This window comes from Marinibactrum halimedae, assembly GCF_021234875.1.
GTDB classification, from domain to species: Bacteria; Pseudomonadota; Gammaproteobacteria; order Pseudomonadales; family Cellvibrionaceae; genus Marinibactrum; species Marinibactrum halimedae.
Map to the genome: position 1 here is coordinate 30,395 of NZ_JAJQVM010000034.1, position 21,052 is coordinate 51,446.

Annotated in this window: 14 protein-coding genes; 13 read left to right on the forward strand and 1 reads right to left on the reverse strand. The window is 44.7% G+C overall.

All coding sequences use genetic code 11. The features are described 5' to 3' along the window. Positions 1–4: 4 nt before the first annotated feature. From LU351_RS17030 to LU351_RS17080, 11 genes are all read left to right on the forward strand, one after another. Positions 5–1,891: a sodium:solute symporter family protein gene (locus tag LU351_RS17030; RefSeq protein ID WP_232595296.1), complete on the forward strand. Its 1,887-nt coding sequence runs from the start codon at positions 5–7 to the stop codon at positions 1,889–1,891. A 2-nt stretch (positions 1,892–1,893) separates the two neighbouring features. Then, positions 1,894–4,287: a GH92 family glycosyl hydrolase gene (locus LU351_RS17035; RefSeq protein ID WP_232595297.1), complete on the forward strand. Its 2,394-nt coding sequence runs from the start codon at positions 1,894–1,896 to the stop codon at positions 4,285–4,287. A 71-nt stretch (positions 4,288–4,358) separates the two neighbouring features. After that, on the forward strand, positions 4,359–5,384 hold the full coding sequence (nagB-II, locus tag LU351_RS17040; RefSeq protein ID WP_232595298.1) for a glucosamine-6-phosphate deaminase NagB-II: 1,026 nt from the start codon (positions 4,359–4,361) through the stop codon (positions 5,382–5,384). 102 nt (positions 5,385–5,486) lie between these two features. Next, the gene (nagA, locus tag LU351_RS17045; RefSeq protein ID WP_232595299.1) at positions 5,487–6,632 is read left to right on the forward strand and encodes an N-acetylglucosamine-6-phosphate deacetylase; all 1,146 of its coding nucleotides are present in this window, start codon (positions 5,487–5,489) and stop codon (positions 6,630–6,632) included. 77 nt (positions 6,633–6,709) lie between these two features. Then, a complete protein-coding gene (alr, locus tag LU351_RS17050) occupies positions 6,710–7,789 on the forward strand; it encodes an alanine racemase (RefSeq protein ID WP_232595300.1) in 1,080 nt (359 codons plus the stop codon). A gap of 293 nt (positions 7,790–8,082) precedes the next feature. Continuing rightward, positions 8,083–8,928, forward strand: a complete 846-nt coding sequence (locus LU351_RS17055) for a hypothetical protein (protein WP_232595301.1) — start codon at positions 8,083–8,085, stop codon at positions 8,926–8,928. Positions 8,929–8,950: 22 nt separating this feature from the next. Further along, positions 8,951–10,237 (forward strand): hypothetical protein, encoded by a 1,287-nt coding sequence (locus LU351_RS17060; protein WP_232595302.1) that lies wholly within the window; start codon positions 8,951–8,953, stop codon positions 10,235–10,237. Between the two features lie 381 nt (positions 10,238–10,618). Then, the gene (locus LU351_RS17065) at positions 10,619–12,757 is read left to right on the forward strand and encodes an LruC domain-containing protein (protein ID WP_232595303.1); all 2,139 of its coding nucleotides are present in this window, start codon (positions 10,619–10,621) and stop codon (positions 12,755–12,757) included. 101 nt (positions 12,758–12,858) lie between these two features. Then, positions 12,859–13,488: a hypothetical protein gene (locus LU351_RS17070; RefSeq protein WP_232595304.1), complete on the forward strand. Its 630-nt coding sequence runs from the start codon at positions 12,859–12,861 to the stop codon at positions 13,486–13,488. Between the two features lie 360 nt (positions 13,489–13,848). Next, entirely contained in the window at positions 13,849–14,694 is an 846-nt protein-coding gene (locus tag LU351_RS17075; RefSeq protein WP_232595305.1) for a hypothetical protein, read from the forward strand. A gap of 22 nt (positions 14,695–14,716) precedes the next feature. Further along, positions 14,717–16,003, forward strand: a complete 1,287-nt coding sequence (locus tag LU351_RS17080) for a hypothetical protein (RefSeq protein WP_232595306.1) — start codon at positions 14,717–14,719, stop codon at positions 16,001–16,003. A gap of 45 nt (positions 16,004–16,048) precedes the next feature. Here LU351_RS17080 and LU351_RS17085 read toward each other — a convergent pair whose 3' ends face one another. Further along, a complete protein-coding gene (locus LU351_RS17085) occupies positions 16,049–16,999 on the reverse strand; it encodes a site-specific integrase (protein ID WP_232595307.1) in 951 nt (316 codons plus the stop codon). Positions 17,000–17,100: 101 nt separating this feature from the next. Between LU351_RS17085 and LU351_RS17090 the strand changes: the two genes are divergently transcribed. Beyond that, positions 17,101–18,330, forward strand: coding sequence for a hypothetical protein (locus LU351_RS17090; RefSeq protein WP_232595308.1), 1,230 nt, complete (start codon positions 17,101–17,103; stop codon positions 18,328–18,330). Positions 18,331–18,832: 502 nt separating this feature from the next. Next, entirely contained in the window at positions 18,833–20,977 is a 2,145-nt protein-coding gene (locus LU351_RS17095; RefSeq protein WP_232595309.1) for a carbohydrate-binding protein, read from the forward strand. Positions 20,978–21,052 lie beyond the last annotated feature (75 nt).

Genomic DNA, 21,052 nt, shown 5'->3' on the forward strand with positions numbered 1-21,052 from the left:
GCCAATGAACTTAAGCGGAATTGATATTGCCGTTATCGCGCTCTACCTCTTGGGCACTCTGGCCATCGGTTTGTACATCTCCCGATTGGCCAGCCGAGACATCAGTTCGTACTTTCTTGCAGGAAAAACCATTCCTTGGTGGGCGTTAGGTGTCTCTAATGCCTCGGGCATGTTTGATATTGCCGGCACCATGTGGCTGGTGTCTATGTGCTTTGTTTATGGTTTAAAAAGCGCGTGGCTACCGTGGATTTGGCCTATTTTTAATCAAATTTTTTTGATGGTGTATTTATCCGGTTGGCTGCGCCGCTCTAATGCCACGACCGGCGCCGAGTGGTTAAAAACCCGGTTTGGCTCCGGCCAAGGAGCGCGTTTTTCTCATATGGCCGTGGTCTTTTTTGCCATTGTGAGTGCCGTTGGCTTTATTGCTTACGCTTTCAAAGGCATCGGCAAATTCGCTGTCATTTTCTTCCCTTGGGATCTCTCCCCCGATACCTACGCCATGATTATTTTCGCCCTGACCACCCTATATGTGATTAAGGGCGGGATGTACAGCGTGGTATTTACCGAGATTGTCCAATTTGTGGTGATGTCCATTGCCGCCGTGGCCGTTGGTATTATCGCGATGAACAGCGTGACATCAGAGCAACTCAGTGCCGCCACGCCAGAAGGTTGGAGCAATGTCTTTTTTGGCTGGACGTTAGACCTCAACTGGCAAGGGGTGATCGACAGTGTGAACGTTAAAGTGCAAGACGATGGCTTTGAATTGTTTGGGCTGATGGTCATGATGATGTTGCTAAAAGGCGTGTTATCGAGCATGGCAGGCCCCGTACCCAACTACGACATGCAACGAATTCTGGCCGCCAAAAGCCCTCAAGAGGCCGCCAAAATGAGCGGATTGGTCTCACTGGTGATGTTTTTCCCTCGCTACATGATGGTCGCGGGGTTAAGCATATTGGCATTGGTGTACATGGGGCCAGATATTCAAGCTCAAGGTACCCATTTTGATTTCGAACAAATCTTACCCTATGCCATCAACACCTTTGTGCCTGTAGGGTTAACCGGTTTATTGATTGCCGGGTTGTTAGCCGCGTTTATGTCCACCTTCGCGGCATCCTTGAATGCGGCACCCGCCTATTTTGTGAACGATATTTATAAGCGTTACTTAAAACCAGAAGCCACCAATCGCGAATGCATACGCATGAGCTACGGCGTGTCGTTTGTATTGGTGATTGCCGGTGTGCTAGTGGGGCTAATGTTGCAAAGCATTAACGACATCATGCAATGGATTTTTGCCGCGTTATTTGGCGGTTATGCCGCTGCTAACGTATTGAAATGGCACTGGTGGCGCTTTAATGGCTTTGGTTATTTCTGGGGCATGATGGCCGGTTTGGTGGGTTCGCTAAGCATGCCGATATTATTGCCCGATGTTCAACCTCTTATGGCCTTCCCATTCCTATTTTTGTTTGGATTAATTGGTTCGATTGCAGGCACATTGCTCACCAAACCCGACCCAGAAGACGTCTTGTGTCAGTTCTATCGCAATGTGAATCCTTGGGGTTTCTGGAAGCCCATTCGCGATAAAGTCTGCACAGAAGACCCAAATTTTATTCCCAATAAGGATTTCACCCGAGACAGTACCAATATTGTGGTCGGTGTCATCTGGCAATTGACCTTAGTGGTCATGCCCATTTACCTGGTCATTCAAGAAATGATGCCATTGTTGTATGCCTTTTTATTAATGGTCGCGACCACGTGGTTTTTGAAAAAACAATGGTACGACAAATTAGACCGTTCAATTGATAGTGGAACGAATAGCAGGACTGATAGCAATGCTGACAGTACGGCAAATAACAGAACAACCAAGCAGTACGAAGAATTAGAAGGAAAATAAACATGATAACAACACGGTTAAACCCAAGCCTGTTCCTATGTGGTGCTGCTTTATTGGTCGGGTGTTCAACCTCCCCCTCCTCCATGGACGCGTCAACGTCCATGACAACAAAAACCATGTCATACAGCCCCCAAACCGACGCATCCGTACTGCAATACGTCGACCCGTTTATTGGCACCGGTGGCCATGGCCATACCTTTCCCGGCGCGGTGGTTCCGTTTGGCATGGTGCAATTAAGCCCCGATAACGTCTCAAAAGGCTGGGACTGGACGGCCGGTTACAATTATTCCGACGATGAACTGGTGGGCTTTAGTCATACCCATTTATCGGGCACCGGTGTGGGGGATTTATTGGATATTCTTGTCATGCCCTTTCGTGGTGATTATTCCGCACGCCGCAAAGCCGGCAATGGCTTTGTAATCAGCCAGTATTCCCACGAAAAAGAAAGCGCCTCACCGGGTTATTATCGTGTTGAATTGGAAGGCGAACAGGTGGCCGCCGAATTAACCGCCACCGAACGGGTCGGCGTTCACCGTTATTCGTTCGATGAGACTGCTAATGGCAATGAAAACAGCAATGAAAGCAGTGACCAAAACAACAATAAAAATAATCCGGCACAAATCTTAATTGATTTAGGCTACGCCCAAAATTACGACAAATCCGTCGCCACTCAATTGCGTGTGTTAGATGATCACACCGTGGTGGGCTACCGTATTTCCACAGGTTGGGCAAAACATCAACCAGTGTATTTTGTGGCCGAGTTTAACCAATCCTTTTCTCACCAACTGTACATTGATGGAAAACCCGTCGATGGACAGATTATTCAAGGCGAAAATTCCCGCATCTCTGAAATTGTATTGCGTTTTGACGATGCCAATACCATGCCTGTGGAAGCCAAAGTGGGTTTATCTTACGTCAGCATTCAAGGGGCGAAAGAAAATCTACACGCCGAAGCGGCGGATTTAACGTTTGATCAAGTCAAAATGCAGGCGGAAGAAAAATGGGCGAAACAATTAAATACCTTTCGTGTGACGGACGACCATCACGACAATAAAGTGAAATTTTATACCGCGCTTTATCACAGCTTCTTGGCTCCGCAAATTTTCAATGATGTGAATGGGGCGTTTTACGGCGCCGATGGCAGTGCGCATTTCAATGCGACCTTAGATAAAAGCGATGAAAAAAGTCACTACGAACGCTACAGTTTGTTTTCACTGTGGGACACCTTCCGAGCGTTGCACCCGTTATTGACCATTTCGGATTCAGACAAGGTGAATGACATGGTGAAATCCATGTTAGGGTTTTACCAAGAAACCGGTGTGTTGCCCACGTGGGATTTAATGTCGAACGAGACCGATGTGATGATCGGTTATCACGCGGTGCCGGTTATTGTGGATGCCTACCTCAAAGGGCTTACCGATGCCGACCCGGAGCTGATCTTCGCCGCTGTAAAAGCCTCGGCAACGCAAAAGCGCTTCGGCATCGACCTCTATGACGAATATGGTTACATCCCTTCTGAACTGGAAGTGGAAGCGGTATCAAAAACGCTGGAATACGCCTTCGACGATTGGGCCATTGCCCAACTGGCCAAAGCGTTAGGAAAAGACGATGAGTTTGCCTACTTTCAAAAGCGTGCTCAATCTTACCAGCGCTTATTCGATGACAGCACCGGGTTTATGCGCGGCAAAACCGCCGATGGTGAATGGGTCAAGAACTTCAGCCCAACTCATGTAGAGCATCGTAAAACCGACTACACCGAAGCCAACGCTTGGCAATACACCTGGTATGTGCCCCACGACGTAGAGGGCTTGATTAACGGCTTTGGTTCAGAAGCGGCCTTTGTTAGCAAACTGGATGAATTATTCACCACCAGTTCTTCAATGGAAGGCGATGTCTCACCGGATATTTCCGGTTTAATTGGCCAATACGCTCACGGTAACGAGCCCTGTCATCACGTGCCGTATTTGTATTCCTTTACCAATGAAAAATGGAAAGGCGAAGCGCGTATTCGTGAAATTCGCGAGGCCATGTACAAAACCGGCCCAGAAGGCTTATCGGGCAATGATGACTTAGGCCAGATGTCGGCGTGGTATGTGTTCAGTGCCTTGGGCTTTTACCCGGTAAATCCCGCCTCTGGCGATTATGTTTTAGGCACCCCTTTATTCGATAAAGTGGAAATTGCCCTACCCGACCAAAAAACCTTTGTCATTACCAAGCAAGGGGAAAGCAAACAAATGGAAAGCAAGCAAGGGGAAAACAAACAGGGTAAAAACAAAGAAGATAATAACGGGGAAAATTATGTGAAGAGCGTACAATTAAACCAAGCGCCACTCAACAACCCACAATTTTCTCACAAGCAATTAATGAATGGCGGCACCCTGAATTTTCAATTTTAAAAAGAACATTAAACACAATTACACAACGATTTTAAAAACAGATCCAAGAGCACCAACGAGAGCACGAGACCATGACGGAATCAACATACACCAGCGTAATGGCCAAAGAAGCACAAGAAACCCCCACTGTGTTTTCACGCCAATACACCAATAATGCCCAGCACATGGAAGCCTTAGTGACCGAAATTCGCAAATTCGATCCAAAGTTTGTGTACATCGTGGGCCGAGGCTCATCCGACCACGCCGGTGTGTTTGCGAAATACTTTATTGAGGTGGAATTGGGTATTCCTGTGGTGGCTGCGGCACCCTCCGTCAGTGGTGTTTACCATCAGCAATTAAAACTCAAGGGCGGGCTCGCCATCGTGATTTCACAATCCGGCAGAAGCCCAGACATCGTCAACGGCATTGAAATGGCCAAGCAAGCTGGCGCCTTGTGCGTGGCCTTGGTGAACGATCCAAACTCCCCGGCGGCCTCAAAAGCCGACCATGTGATTCCTCTGCATGCCGGGGAAGAACTGGCGGTGGCGGCCACCAAGAGTTATCTGGCGACTTTATCGGCCATCGCCCATTTGGTAGCCAGTTGGAGTGGGAACCTAGCCCTCCTAGAGCAGCTGAAAACCTTGCCGTCTTTGGTTGAAAACGCCATCGCGGCCCCGGCTCAATTTCAACGCCTCGCCTTTGGTGAACACAAGCATTGTGTGGTATTGGGCCGTGGGTTTGGCTATGCCATCGCTCGGGAAATTGCCCTCAAACTAAAAGAAGTGTGCAGTATTCAAGCGGAAGCCTTCAGCAGCGCCGAATTTATCCATGGCCCCGTGACCTTGGCAGAACAAGGTTTACTCGTTATTGATGTCTCTATTGGGGATGAATCTTCCAAAGCCCACAAAGAACAAATTATCGACATTCAAAAACGCGGTGCCGAAGTGATTCACCTGCACGCCCCCGGTGAAAACTCACCAGAAGAATCCTTACCTAAGCGACTCTCGCCTTTGTTATTAATGCAGCGGTTTTATCTGGACTTAGAAGCCATGGCACAATCCATGAACATGAACCCAGACGCCCCCGCTGGGCTTAAAAAAGTGACCATGACGCATTAATTTTTTTTAAATTATTTTTTAGTACTTTATTTTTTAACTATTTTTTCTAGCTATTTTTTAACTATTTTTTAACTACGACCTCAACAGCACTGAATTTTAATTATGACGCCGTCGTTTTTTGCCCCGCGTTTATTTGATGGCCAGCAATGGCAAGACAATGTTTTGATCACAATCGACAAGGGGGTTATTACTGCATTAGAGCCCGATCAATCCCCTACTCCAACGTCATTGCCTATTCACGGCGTATTGGTGCCTGGGTTTGTTGACGTTCAGGTGAATGGCGGTGGTGGCGTGATGTTTAATCAATCCCCCACAGTAGAATCACTGTCCATCATGGCCAAGGCACACTCCCGCTTTGGCACCACCAGCCTGCTGCCCACGGTCATTACCGATTCGTTGGTGGTGATGGAACGCGCCGCTGATGCCGTGGCCGAGGCACTTGCCGATAAGTCAATTACCAAGAAGTGTGTTCCACAGGTTAAAGGCATTCATTTTGAAGGCCCTCATTTAAGCAGCGCCAAAAAAGGCGTCCATTCTGAAAAATTTATTCGCTCCATTAGCGATGAAGAATTCGCGTTATTTTGCCGACGAGATTTAGGCACCGTTATGGTCACCGTCGCACCGGAAAACGTCTCTCCTTCGGTGATTTCTGAATTAGTCAAAGAAGGGGTTGTGGTCGCCCTCGGCCACTCCAACGCAACCGCAGATATCGTGACCAAAGCCTTAGACGCGGGTGCCAGTGGTTTTACACACCTGTTTAATGCCATGTCGCCCATTACCGGGCGTGAACCCGGTATGGTGGGCACCGCGTTAATGACTCGCGATGCCTATTGCGGATTAATCGTGGATTTCGAGCACGTTCACCCCATGAATTGCCAATTGGCCATGCAACAAAAAACCGCCGACAAAATCGTGCTGGTCACTGACGCCATGGCCCATGTTGGCAGCGATGAAACTCAAATTGACTTCTTCGACACCACCATCATCCGTCACCAAGGCAAACTCACCTTGCCCAACGGCACCCTAGCCGGGTCGGTATTAGATATGGCCACCGCCGTTCGCAATACCCATCAAACCTTAGGGCTATCATTGGCCGACGCCCTCACCATGGCCACCACCACCCCTGCGAGTTTTATTGGTCAAGGGTCGAAGTTGGGTGCCATAAAAGTCGGCCTGCCTGCGGACATGGTGTGGCTGGATGCGCAATTAGGTGTTGAGAAGGTTTGGGTTGCGGGGGAGGAAGTGTAAATTTAGGCAAGAAGCTTGAATACAGGAAACAAAAGAGGTTTTATACGCTCCACTTTCAAGTTTTAGGATACGTGTTGATGAATCGTCGGCCAATAGCGCAAATTAATGTGGATGCGTTACAGCACAATTTTAATCATATCCGCAGCCTTGCCCCACAAAGTAACGTACTGGCCGTACTCAAAGCCAATGCCTATGGTCATGGTTTATTGGCGGTGGCCGAGCAGTTAAACGCTGCCGGTGCCTTTGGCGTAGCGCGAATTGATGAAGCCCTGATGTTACGCGCTGGCGGTATTGTAAAGCCGATCGTTTTGCTGGAAGGCTTTTTTCATCCAGATGAATTACCCCAAATCGTTGCGTCCAATTTACAAATCGTGGTTCATGACCAATCGCAAGCCGAAGCCTTATTGGCCGCTGAACTGGAAGCGCCAGTACACGTCTGGCTGAAAGTGGACAGTGGCATGCACCGGCTTGGTATTTACCCTTCTGAATTTCACGATATTTATCAGCAGTTAATGGCAAGCCCTAAGGTGTTAAAGCCACTGCGGCTGATGACGCACTTTGCCTGTGCAGATGACCCGAAAAACCCCGCCACAACAGCGCAACTGGCTTTGTTTACCCAACTGACTCAGGGCTGCGATGCCGAATTGTCCATTGCCAACTCAGCCGGCGTGCTGGCGTGGCCACAAAGTCACGGAGATTGGATTCGTCCTGGGCTGGCACTCTATGGGATATCACCGATGCTGGCAGGCCGCTCAGCGCAACATGGTTTACGGCCAGTAATGACCTTCAGCAGTTCTGTTATAGCCGTAAGGCAGGTAAAAAAAGGCGATGCCGTGGGCTATGGCGCCACTTGGGTAGCGCCAAAAGACACTAACTTAGCCGTCGTGGCTACAGGCTACGGTGATGGCTACCCACGCAATGCACCCAACGGTACACCAGTATTGATTAACGGCCAGCGAATGCCGGTTGTCGGTCGGGTATCGATGGATATGACGATGGTGGATATCGGTCAACAGGCGGTACAAGTTGGTGACCCCGTCGTGTTATGGGGCGAAACCTTGGCAGTAGAAGAAATTGCTGAGCTGGTACAAACCATTCCTTATGAACTGCTTTGTAATATTACCAGTCGAGTGCAGTTGCGTTATGTAACGGATTAATGGTCGGTTTGCATTTAATTACCCACAAATGCGAGCTCAAATCCCGTTCGAAGTTCATAAAATTTATTTAGCCTTCTCCAGATTAACTTCACCATTTGCCCCAAAGCATCACATTGAGTGTCTTGATAAATCTTTACGACATAAAAAGCTAATTAAACGACAAAACAGCCATAACGGAAATAAAGCACTGTCTTTATCCATCAGAAACCATATCATTCACCCTGTGTTACAAGCGCTACAGAGTTTCGTTAAACGCCTTTCTCATTGACTTATAGGATAAAAACGGATTTTAGATGTTTTCACGTTATCGATTATTGGCCAGCCTCAAACGCCCTTACGTAAAAGGCTGGTACAACAAAGACCAATTACAAGTTGACCTGTCAGGTACAACACTAACGGTAGGCCTACCGGCTCATACTGAAGATCCAGTTCTATATCAGCCATGCCCAAGCAACTTCGACCTGTACAATAGAGATAACTTTGAATTCCATAAAGAAGAAGGCAAATACGCCTTTGGAGTTGCCTCTATCTTCGACCGCTGGTTTCAACTATTCGGTTCACCGTTTAAAAAACCAATTGGGTTATCAAGCTTTAAAGCAATTATTCATGTTTTAGATGACTTACCTCATACAATGAGCTGCTTTAATCCAGTTCATTTTGAACAAGCCATTGAGAGGTCACTACACGACTTAAAAGGTCCAATGAATTCCTTTATTCCCTATGAGTTTCACAATTGGGAAGTATTAGACAACAATGTTGTATACGTCGAAGCGCACAACCTGAATACGCTTAATGACGCTAAAAGAAACCACTCTTTTAGCTCCTATGGATTTTATCCTCTAGATGAAAGAATCTACCTTATGGTTTTTTGCGACTCGGATACGCTGTCAAACCGAGATTCTGTGACGCCCTTATTACAGTCTTTAGCAAAAAATTTAATTAGCTCTATAGAAATCAAGCTAAGCTCTAGTTGCGAAGAGCTGAGATTATCGACCTTAAAACAAACCAAACGCACTATTTATCAAAAACCTAATCTCAACTGGACATTTGCAACCTATCGGACACAAAAAATTAGCCCGTTTGAGTCGGAGCAAATTTTAGTTGATCCAGGCAGCCCTTTCCCCAAATACCACCCTTAACACTATGTATGAAGGATTACGCATGAATAATACCCCACAAGAACTGAAAGATAACCAAAATATTACCTACATCAAAGTATATGAAAACACTCAAAACGGCTTAAAACGAGGCCGGGATGTTTACGTTGCCAAAGTGTATTTGCCTAACTTTGAGGCAGCTAAATCCTTTCAACATCAAAATTATCGCTTAGCCTCGATCATGAGGGCAGTCTGCCACCTTAATGCCTACCATGAAGGCGGTAATCAACAACAAGCCATCAGCAATATCATTCATTCACTCCCCGGTGAAGGTTTTGCATTTAAATATAAATTTCATGCGAATGGCAGTGTATTAATCACTGACTTTAGAATTAGTGATCAATTCACCAATCATCCCGAGGAATCGAATTTCTACCTAGCGAAGAAAATTGAACGTGGTACAAGATGGGAGCTTGTTAATGAAAATGCCGTAAGCTCTTTATTAAGAACAAGAAAATGGCCATCTAATAAAAATAACAAACCTGATGCACATTATGTTGGCTTATGCGGAAAGTCACCTAATATACGTAGTGCAAGCAATATTGTTGGTCCTCTAATTGTCGATGCTTTTGGCAATCGAGCCGAAGATTTTAATGTGAAAACGCTCTCTTCTGACTCTCAAATCACCGTTGGCTATACACAAGATAAGGAGTTTAAAAACTCAAAAAGTGTGCAAAGATTAGTCTCTGGGATTGAACAAGCCGCTATGCAGAAAGCCCCGCTGAACATTCTTACCCACGGTGAAGCAGCTCAGACGCTTTATGAAGCCACTAAAACTTTAACTAGCCGCGCATTTGTTCGCCAGACCGAAGCAAGAATTAATGAAGAAGCGAATATTCGTACCATTATTGTCAACCCGGTTGGTGTCCCCGCTAAAGATCTCAAAGAGGCGTGTGAAAAAGCCGGTATTGAAGTCGTCGCTACTTATGAGAATAACCGGCATATCGGTAACTTAACCTTCAAAGACGTATTTGATGATCATGCAGGAAAAATACTCGCCGCTTCACTTTTTGCCCCAGCAACGCCTTTCGTAGCCGACATGGTGTCCAGCTCAAAACTTAGCGGCGCCTTTACCATCATTAAAAACTATACGACTGACGCCACCCCAGCAGGAATGCTAACCGCCGCATTAGGGGCGGCCATGGTCGGAAGAATAGGCTATAACGCCATTAAAGAGGTCTCTGAAGATTGGCGCAATGCCATTCAAGCGTATTACCTTGTCTCTCGTAAAGGAGGCAATAACTTTATCTCTGAGGATGATGAACATTTAATCGAGATGATGAGTCGTTAGAATTCAATAAAATAACCAACAACAAGCGGTCAATGTTGGCCGCTTTTAGAGCAGCGTTACCTAGTTGATTACTCTAACGGATGCTCTAACCCTTTCTAGTCCTGAAGCCCAATTTCAATCCTCTCCTTATGAAACAGGTCCGGTGAATCTAAAATCAGGAAACACATCAACATGTTCAACCAAACCCTTGTCATTTTCGCTTTTCGCTTTTTGTTTTTCTCAAAATAAAAAAATCAAAATAAAATAAAATCCATATAAAACAACACGTTATCGTTTGCACAAGCATGGCATAGTCATTGCAATTCATCATTTAAGTGAGCCACTCACTCTCTCAATTTGCAATCCCGAAATGGGCAACGTATGTAAAAATGGAAATGCCAAATGATGAAATGCGCTCTGAAAATGTGTCTACGAAACAAAATACCTTTACTGATAAGCTCGTCTCTATCGCTCTCACTGTATTTGCCAACAGCATGGGCCACCCCTTTTGATGATTGCCCTGCTGAAGCCTTTCTTGGCCAGAATGCCATTCCTCAATTATACAGCGTCCAACTCGCGACCGGTTATTATAATTTATTATCTTCAGATATGGGCACTACAGGAAAGATAAACGCATTAGGGTTTAATCATTTTGACAATTACCTCTATGCATGGAGCTATGAGCATAATACCCTCGCTAAAATAGATCGAGATTATCAGCTCACACCGCTAGAGGTAGAAAACGTACCGGATACTAACTTTTATATCGGTGACGTTGCTGTATCGCAAAATATTTATTATTTTTACAGGCCTGGCCATGGTTTATACCGTATTCCTCTTGATCCCGAACACCCGCAATACTTAGTCTCTGAAAAAGTCGTTAATGCCAGTGCTATGTCATTAAATATTTTTGATATGGCTTTTCATCCCACAAATGAGTTTGCCTACTCTGTGAATCACAAAGGCAATTTATATCGATTTAATACCAATGGGAGTGTAATCGAATCTTTAGGTAATGTTGGCCAAAGCGGTACTTTTGGCGCTGTCTATTTCGATGTGGAAGAAAACCTGTATATAAGCCGAAATAATGACGGCCATATTTATCGAATAAAAATTGGCGATGAAAATTATACAGCAGAGTTCTTTGCTTATGGCCCAAGCTCCGGCAACAACGACGGCGCACGCTGTGCACTGGCTCCCATTGCCTCCGTGGAAAATCCAACAATTGATTTCGGTGATGCTCCGGCAAGCTATGGCACCAGCCTTGATGACAATGGTGCGCGACACGATACCAGCAACGGCGTATTGTATCTCGGCAACTCCGTAGACGCCGAGCCCAATGCCTCCGGTATGGATGACGCCGGAGACGAAGGCATCGTATTTCTCACCGGTTTGGAAGTGGATGCCCCTGCGTTTGTAGAAGTCACCGCATCGGCTCCGGGTTATTTGAATGCTTGGGTCGACTTCGACATTGACGGAGAATTTGATAGTGACGAGAAAATTGCCTCAGGCTATGCCGTCAGTACAGGCACGAACACCCTTGAATATGCGGTACCCAGTTGGGCTGCCAGTGGAAATACCTGGGCTCGTTTTCGTCTCAGCAGCGAAGATGTCGTGGGCCCTAGCGGCGGAGTGGACGACGGAGAAGTCGAAGATTATAAAGTCGATTTAACCGAGCCCAATATCAGCGTAAGAACCTACCCCGGAGAAAACCAATGGGCAACGCTGGCTTTCGAAGACAATTGGCCATTAATGGGCGATTATGACTTTAATGATTTAGTGGTGAATTATCGTATCTCCGAATACCTAAAGCCCGTGCCAAACTCGTCAAATGCAGAACAAGAAATCAGTAAAATTACGATTGAAGGTCGCGTGGTTGCACAAGGAGCGGCTTATCATAATGGTTTTGCCTTTCATCTTCCCGGCGTTTTACGATCTCAAGTTATTGAAGCCGGTATTCGCTACCAAATTAATGGCGTCACCCAAACGACCTCACCATTAGAAGCAAACCGAAATTCGGCCATCTTATTTATTGCCGACGACCTTCATAATTTTGTCACCCCGGGTGAAACCTGTAAGCATTATCGCACGGAGCCCGGTTGTGGTTCCGATATTCAAATGACATTCTCGTTAACCGTTCCGCTGGTCAGTGGTATAACAACCGATAACTTTCCAGCAGTACCTTATGACCCCTTTATCACAGCGACAGAAGGCCATGAACGTAATTATGTGTTTGGCTTGCCACCAGGGCGTGCTTACGAAATTCATCTGAAAAACATGGCGCCCACAGAAGCTGCCCGAGAGGATTTTTTCACACGAGGCGATGATAAAAGTAATCCTAATTCAGGCGAATATTACCTCAACGAAAATGGTATGCCTTGGGTCATTAACATTCCCACCCAATGGCATCACCCATTGGAATACATCGATATTATCTATGCTTACCCTCAATTTGGTGATCATGCAAACAGCGGTGGTCTTCTCAATAACGATTGGTTTTTACAAGAAAAAGCGACACAAAAAAATCTCTTTACACAATAGCGATGGTACTCAATCCATTGAGAATTAACCCATTGAGAATTAACCCATTGAGCATCACTCGATTAAATCCACTCAATGAACACTGAATTTAGGTAACTGTAATGAAACTTCATGAAGCAATACAAAATTATTCAATACCTCGACTATCCACCATCACATTCTCCTTCATGCTCGTTATTGCATTAACGGCATGTGGCGGCGGAGGTGGTGGTGGTTCAGACTCAGGAAACAACAACCGCTCCCAGGGTGAGACGACGACTAGCACACCACCTAGTAGTACACAGCCAAGTAGTACGCCGCCTAGCTCGGGCAGTGATACAAACACAATAAACGAGGAAGATACCATCAGTGATTCCGATAATAACGCTGACAACAATATCGATAGTGAAGTTGCTCCAGAGGAAGAAGCCGAAGGGACTGCGGGTATTACCGTACCGGAGAGCTTTACATTTAATGAAGCCGAAAAATTAAACGTTTCTTTAAGCGCATCGGAGCTTGCTTACGTATCCGTATGCAATACAAAAGAAGACGAATATACCATGCTATTAACGATAGATTACCAACAATGTTTATTCAGAAGCTGGATTAGAACAAAAACATTTCAGGCCGACATTAACCTACCGCCACATACCCATACCCTCATGGCGGCGGTACTGATACCCAAAGAGTCCGTAACACCTGTACTCTATGAATGGCAGCGCCAAAGTGGCTTATCTTGGGAAATTCAATAACGCCATGTGCACACGAATAAAAAGAGTAGCTTCTGAAATTTAAACAACCTCTGAAGAGGTAGGCTCGACCATGAAAAATGGTGTCGATGATTTCGCCTTCCTCTGAGATTTGCTTTTTACCTGCGACTCCCCTTCTAGCTGGGGATGCCGCAGATAAAAAGAGCCCCTCTTTGCATCACATTGGGTGTCTTGACAAATCTTTACGACATAAAAAGCTAATTAAACGACAAAACAGCCATAACGGAAATAAAGCACTGTCTTTATCCATCAGAAATCATATCATCAACCCTGTGTTACAAGCGCTACAGAGTTTCGTTAAACGCCTTTCTCATTGACTTATAGGATAAAAACGGATTTTAGATGTTTTCACGTTATCGATTATTGGCCAGCCTCAAACGCCCTTACGTAAAAGGCTGGTACAACAAAGACCAATTACAAGTTGACCTTTCCGGTACAACACTAACGGTAGGCCTACCGGCTCATACGAGAGACCCCATTCTATATCAATCATGCCCAAGCAATTTCGACCTTTACAACAGGGATAACTTTGAATTCCATAAAGAAGAAGGCAAATACGCCTTTGGAGTTGCTTCTGTCTTTAATCGTTGGTTTCAAATATCAGGGCCGTTGTTCAAAAAAGCGATTGGGTTATCCACTTTTAAAGCACTTGTTCATTTTTTGGACGATCTGCCAAAAACCATGAGTTGCTTTAATCCAGCCCATTTTGAACAAGTAATTACTCGATCATTACATCGATCAAGAGGGCCTTTAAATTCTTTTATTCCCTATGAGTTCCATAACTGGGAAGTATTAAACAATGGTGTAGTGTACGTCGAAGCCCACGACCAAAATACGCTCAAAGACACTCAAAATAATCACTATTTTTATTCTTATGGGTTTTACCCTTTAGATGAGAATATCTATCTAATGCTTTGTTGTAAATCGAGCACACTCACAAATCGTGAAACAGCAACTCTTTTGCTCCAGTCTTTAACGAAAGATTTAATAGGTTCTGTTGAAATTAAGCTAAGTTCTAGGTGCGAAAATCTGAAATTATCGACCTTGAAAAAAGCCAAACGCACTGTTTACCAAAAACCCAAACTTGACTGGACGTTTGCAACCTACCGGACACACAAAATTAGCCCATTTGAGTCTGAGCAAATTTTAGTTGATCCAGGCAGCCCTTTTCCCAACTACCACCCTTAACACTATGTATGAAGGATTACGCATGAATAATACTCCTCAAGAACTGAGAGATGACCAAAATATTACCTACATCAGGATATATGAAAACATTCAAAACGGCTCAAAACGAGGCCGGGACGTTTACGTTGCTAAAGTGTATTTGCCTAACTTTGAGGCGGCCAAATCCTTTCAGCATCAAAATTATCGTTTAGCCTCGATCATGAGGGCAGTCTGTCACCTTAATGCCTACCATGAAGGCGGCAATCAACAACAAGCCATCAGCAATATCCTTCATTCACTCACCAATGAAGGCTTTGCGTTTAAATATAAATTTCATGCGAATGGCAGCGTATTAATCACTAACTTTAGAATTAGTGATCAATTCACCAATCACCCCAAAGCATCTGGTTTTTACATTGCGGGTAAAAGAGAGGATGATAAGTATTGGGATAATGTTAACAAAACACCGGTAAACTCTTTATTACAAACAAAAAAATGGCCTTCCAATAAAAATAATAAACCCGATGCTCACTACGTGGGCTTATCTGGAAAATCTGCTAATCCCGAAGAAGCCAGTGATATTGTCGGCGCGTTAATTGTCGATGCTTTTGGTAATCGAGCCGAAGATTTTAATGTCAAAACGCTCTCTTCTGGCTCTCAAATCACCGTTGGCTATACACAAGATAAGGAATTTAAAAACTCAAAAAGTGTACAAAGATTAGTGTCTGGGATTGAACAAGCCGCTATGCGGAAAGCCCCGCTGAATATTCTTACCCACGGTGAAGCAGCTCAGACGCTTTATGAAGCCACTAAAAATTTAACTAGCCGTGCATTTGTTCGCCAGACCGAAGCAAGAATTAATGAAGAAGCGAATATTCGCACCATTATTGTCAACCCGGTTGGTGTCCCCGCTAAAGATCTCAAAGAGGCGTGTGAAAAAGCCGGTATTGAAGTCGTCGCTACTTATGAGAATAACCGGCATGTCGGTAACTTAACCTTCAAAGACGTATTTGATGATCATGCAGGAAAAATACTCGCCGCCTCACTGTTTGCCCCAGCAACGCCTTTCGTAGCCGACATGGTGTCCAGCTCAAAACTTAGCGGCACCTTTACCATCATTAAAAACTATACGACTGACGCCACCCCAGCAGGAATGCTAACCGCCGCATTAGGGGCGGCCATGGTCGGAAGAATAGGCTATAACGCCATTAAAGAGGTCTCTGAAGATTGGCGCAATGCCATTCAAGCGTATTACCTTGTCTCTCGTAAAGGAGGTAATAACTTTATCTCTGAGGATGATGAACATTTAATCGAGATGATGAGTCGTTAGAATTCAATAAAATAACCAACAAAAAGCGGTTAATGTTGGCTGCTTTTATGGGTGTTCTAACCCTTTATCACCCTGAAGCCCCAGCTCAATCTTCTCTTTATGAAACGGGTCTGGTGAGTCTAAATACCGCATGGCCGAATGAAAGTCTTTCCATCCTACATACGCCATTAATTCTTTTACATTCCAACGTTGGTCATTCGCCCAATTCGCAAAGCCCCTGCGTAGGGAGTGGCTGCTGTATTCGCTGCTGTTTTCGATACCCGAGTGTTCACATAGCGCTCGAATAATCCCAATAATACTGGTGGGGTGTAAGGCGTCTTCTCCGATATGACCCCAGCGATTGATCTTACGAAACACCGGCCCTTCTGTAATGTGTGCAATATGTATCCAAGCTTGATACGCCTCAACCGGGCAGAGTTCCTTTAAGGCGGGCGCTCGATACTCTACACCTCGTCCACTGCGATCACCCTTTGTACTTGCAAGAAAGAACGTCATGCCCTCACCAGGAAACACATCAATGTGTTCAGCCAATAGGTTCGCCAGTTCATCACTACGAAAAGCACGCCAAAACCCAATCAATAAGATGGCTTTATCTCGGACGAGTCGTCGTTGCTCTGGGTTATTCACACTCAGCATTTGAGCGTCAATGTACTCAACAATGGCGGCTATTTCTTTGATCCCCAACGGCTTCGCCCGTTTTTCTCGCTTAGGATGCAGCTGAGAAATACCTTTAAGCACTTTCTTGACATGAGGAGCCTTCGTGGGGTCAGCAAAGCCTTGTTCTCGGTGCCAGGCTGACAGTGCAGCGAGGCGTTGGCGAAGCGTATTGATGGATAAGTTCTCGGCGTGTTCGGCTAAATATCGAGCAATGCTGTCAGCGGTGGCCGGTAAGAAGCCCCCCCAAGTACTCTCATAATGTTCAATGGCAGAACGATAACTTTTGCGGGTATTGTCGCGGGTAGCGGCATGGATATAGTCGTTAACGGATTTGGACATACTTAATCTTGGTTTTCAGTATCACTTTTGTGAAATCACCACATTAACTGCGGTATGATGCCGCAACTTAACAATATCACTCCACAGGCTGTCACCATTTTATGAAAATTACAGTAACAGAACAAAAAACCAAGAAAAAAGGCCAAAAAGCACAAAATAAAGTCAATGATCTGTGGAAACAGTTGCAATTTAAACAACGTCTTGTGGAGAAAAAACGAGCCGATATCGATGCCGCCATGGCCGTTTACCACGAAAAAATTATGCCCCTTGAACGAGATGTCTTGAATCCGTCAATCGCCAAACTGGCGGAGAAGTTGATTGTCTTCTTCAGCCGAAAAAGCCTCTCCAACTGGCACCGTGATGAGATGTACGAATGGCTGCAATCAATGATGCATCTGATTGGCCAAACGGATTCTGAACTGGCCCGAGAGTTGGCTATGAAGTTCAATGATGTTGTCGAGACATTAACCGGCCAGACTCCAGAAGAAAGAGCAGCCGCAATGGAAGAAGCTGAATTACGAGCCCAGCAAGAAGAGCAAGAAGCTCAGGCATCTGTATTCGAAGACGACGAGGACGAGGACGACTTCGAAGCTACCATAGAAGCGATTGTCCAAGCTATGCGTGAGAAAATGAAAAAGATGGGCAGCGCCACCGAGGATATGTTTGGCGATGAAGGCATTGAAGAAGCACTGGCGGAGTTTGAAGCCGAGCTGCGTCAAGATTTTAAGAACAAGGCAAAAGAAGACAGCGAGAACAAGGGCAATGGTTTTGATGGTTTCTATGACGACGATAGTGCTGCTGATTTCGAATCGCCTTTTGATCACAAAAAATCCAAGCCTACCAGCGTAGTAAATCAAAAGTGGCTACGTTCACTGTTTCGACGTACCGCCGCCGCCCTGCACCCAGACAAAGAACAAGATGAAACTCGAAAGGCCGAAAAAGAAGCCATTATGGCAAAACTCCTTGATGCACGAGACCGCGAAGATGTGGCAGAAATACTCAGTTTGTATGCTGAGCACGTTGAGGATGGCGAACTTGCCTTGTCTGAGGCTGACTCTCAATCCGTCATTGATGCCCTAGAGCAACAAATAAACGATATAGACCATACCCTGCATTTCGAACTTTTTGACTCTCCGATGCAAAAGTTCGTCTACGATCAGCTCCATGCCAATTCAAAATCCGCGAAAACACGTAAATTGAACGCTTGGAAAAAAGATATTCAAAAACAAGAAACCAACACATTAGAGGTACTCTCTGAACTGAAAAACCTCTCAGTGTTAAAAGAGGTTTTACAAGTTCGACGAGACAGCATGATCGACATCATTTATTGAAATTGAGGTCTGCAACAGACAAACCATCAGCAAAAATTTGAAAATAAAAATAGATTTAAATAAGAAATATTAAATTCGCCTTTTTAGAAGTGTCACATGATGCTCTTTAAAACTTCTAAAAAATAATTTTCTGCGTCACCGATGGTGAATTATAAATCAACGAGACCACTTTTAATGAAAGTCATAAAAACTTCATAATTAATGTGAAAGAAAATTTTCTCCATTTTTGTATTCAGGCAGTAAGCCAAGTCCTTTTAGGTTAAGTTCAAAACGACTTGGCGAGGCTAGGCAAATATAAAAAAGCCTAACTGAAAACAATTATCCGAGAAAATCTTATATGAAAATGTTGCTTAAAGCGCAAATAAACTCATTAAAAATGTCAGTTAAAACAAGTGAAAGTGAACATCATGACTCTACAATAAAGTTATTGCCATCACAGAATGCCGCTTGTAAAAAAATAAGCAACTTGATATTAACGATCGTTGCTGGAATGTTGCCGGCCATGTCGGCAAATGCAGTGGATTATTGTGAAGACATAGGTGGATTAAAGAAGTTAGTAAGAGAAAGTTACCGCGATTATTCAAAGAGTGATTTTCAAAAATCTAACAGTGGCGTCAAAGCAGACTTGAAAATTGTGGTGGATGAGTTGGCTCCATTGCAACAGATTCCCAATGAATTATCTGCAACCTTAAAAAATTCCCTATCGGATTTAAAAATGTCAGCATGTCAGGAAAAGGATTTGCTGTATTTTTATCCTACTGCAAAAAATGACGAGGATAGAACCCCCATTGGTATTCTGTGGCGAGTGGGCGAGATTGTTTTACCGGGTGATGAAAGCACACAAAACAATGCCGTTGACCCTCTTATTTACCAAGCACCGCATTTCTTCGAAGCACTACCCGTTGCAGTACGATTGATGCGTGAAACGCCAGCCAAAGCGATGATCATCGCGTTAAACAAACATAACAACTATCCTGACTCAATGAATGCGGCGCGCCCTGATGGCCATGTATTTTTGGATGTGAGCAACACGGTTACGGAAAAATACCCTCAATCAGCGGTGGTGGTATTACACGGTATGGGCAGGGATGATAAAGGCGAGCCCGATGGCTATAAAACCTCCGGAATGATACAGCCGGCGGATGAAAGATGGACTATGAACGCTCGTAAATTATTTAATGTACCGTCTTTTAATGACCTGCTGGCGCAGGGCATGGGAGAAGCGCTAAGAGAAATTCCGGATGCTGATCCGAGGTTATTAACGGAATTGCGCGCACCCAATGGCCATAAATTTGGTATTGCTAATCTCACTAAATTTTTATGGGCAGTGAATACCAATCATGTTAATGGATTTTCGACCGAGCATATTAAACGGATTCAAGCCGTACACTATGAAATGCCTACGACGATGCGAAAAGATGAGATTGGTGGTGAACCAAACTCGTATTTAGAAGGGACGCAAGAAGCCTTAGTGCTGGGTATCAAAAAAGCGATGGAAAACTACAAACAAGAAAGTGCGTTTAACTCCACAGCTGAACCGAAATACTGTAATAGCAAATGTCGACAAGCGTATTTCCGCAGCCAGGGAATAAGCCTATATGCGAAAGAGAAAGCAAATATTCGTCATACAATAGCCGTATTACCTACTCAACAGGATAGCAATAACGAATATGATATCAGCTTTCTCTCTCGGGTGGGCTCACTTAAATTTCCTGATTCGTGGAATGGCGCAGTCACATTTTACAAATTCAATAATAATGATACTGAGTATCTAAATCGCTACACGGATTCCAATTCCAACACCCAAAGCGACAGAATTTACTCAGAGCGAGTAGAATTAGCGGTTCTCAATCCAATACCGAACACACCATCGAAAACGGTGTTTATTGAAGCTGAAGCCTTTGATGAGAAAAAGGGAGATGTGAGAGAATCCGACGATGGCGGTTGGATTGGCCATATCAGTACCGGGAATTGGGTAAAATATAACAACGTTGATTTCGCCGGCGGTGTCGATAGCTTAACGGTTAACATTGCATCGAAAACCAATACCAGCTCTGGCACAATTGAGGTGTATCTGGATAGTTTGGACAATCAGCCTGTTGCCGTTTTAGCGGATACTCCTGTTATGGGGGGGTGGAACGATTTTGGTTTAACGACGATAACATTACCGAAACCCCTATTTGGCCTTCACGATGTTTATTTGAAATTTCGGTATGGGTACAACCTTGAGTCTTTCTCTTTTGCTCCGGTTCAATCGGTGTATATAGAGGCTGAGCATTATAATGAAAGCAAGGGAGACGTGCGAGAAGTCAACTCCAAAGGTTGGTTAGGATATATTGATACCGGTAATTGGGTAAAATATACCGATGTGGCCTTTGGTACTGGCGCAAATACATTCATCGCCGAAATTGCATCAAGAACCGATACCAGTTCGGGAGCCATTTCTGTTCATCTTGACAGTTTGGAGAACGCCCCTGTCGCGGTGTTATCAGACCTGCCCATAGCCGGTGGCTGGAATGATTTTGACTTTGCCTCTCTTCCTTTAAGCAAAATGGTATTCGGTGTTCATGATGTGTTTTTAAGATTTGAATCAGGGTATAACGTGGATTCTATCCAATTTACTTCGGAACCGTTTATTATTGAATAAAAGAGTGTATCAATAATGTAATAGCCCCATATGGAAATGGGGCCAATCACACGGGTAAAAAACGCACAGGCCATT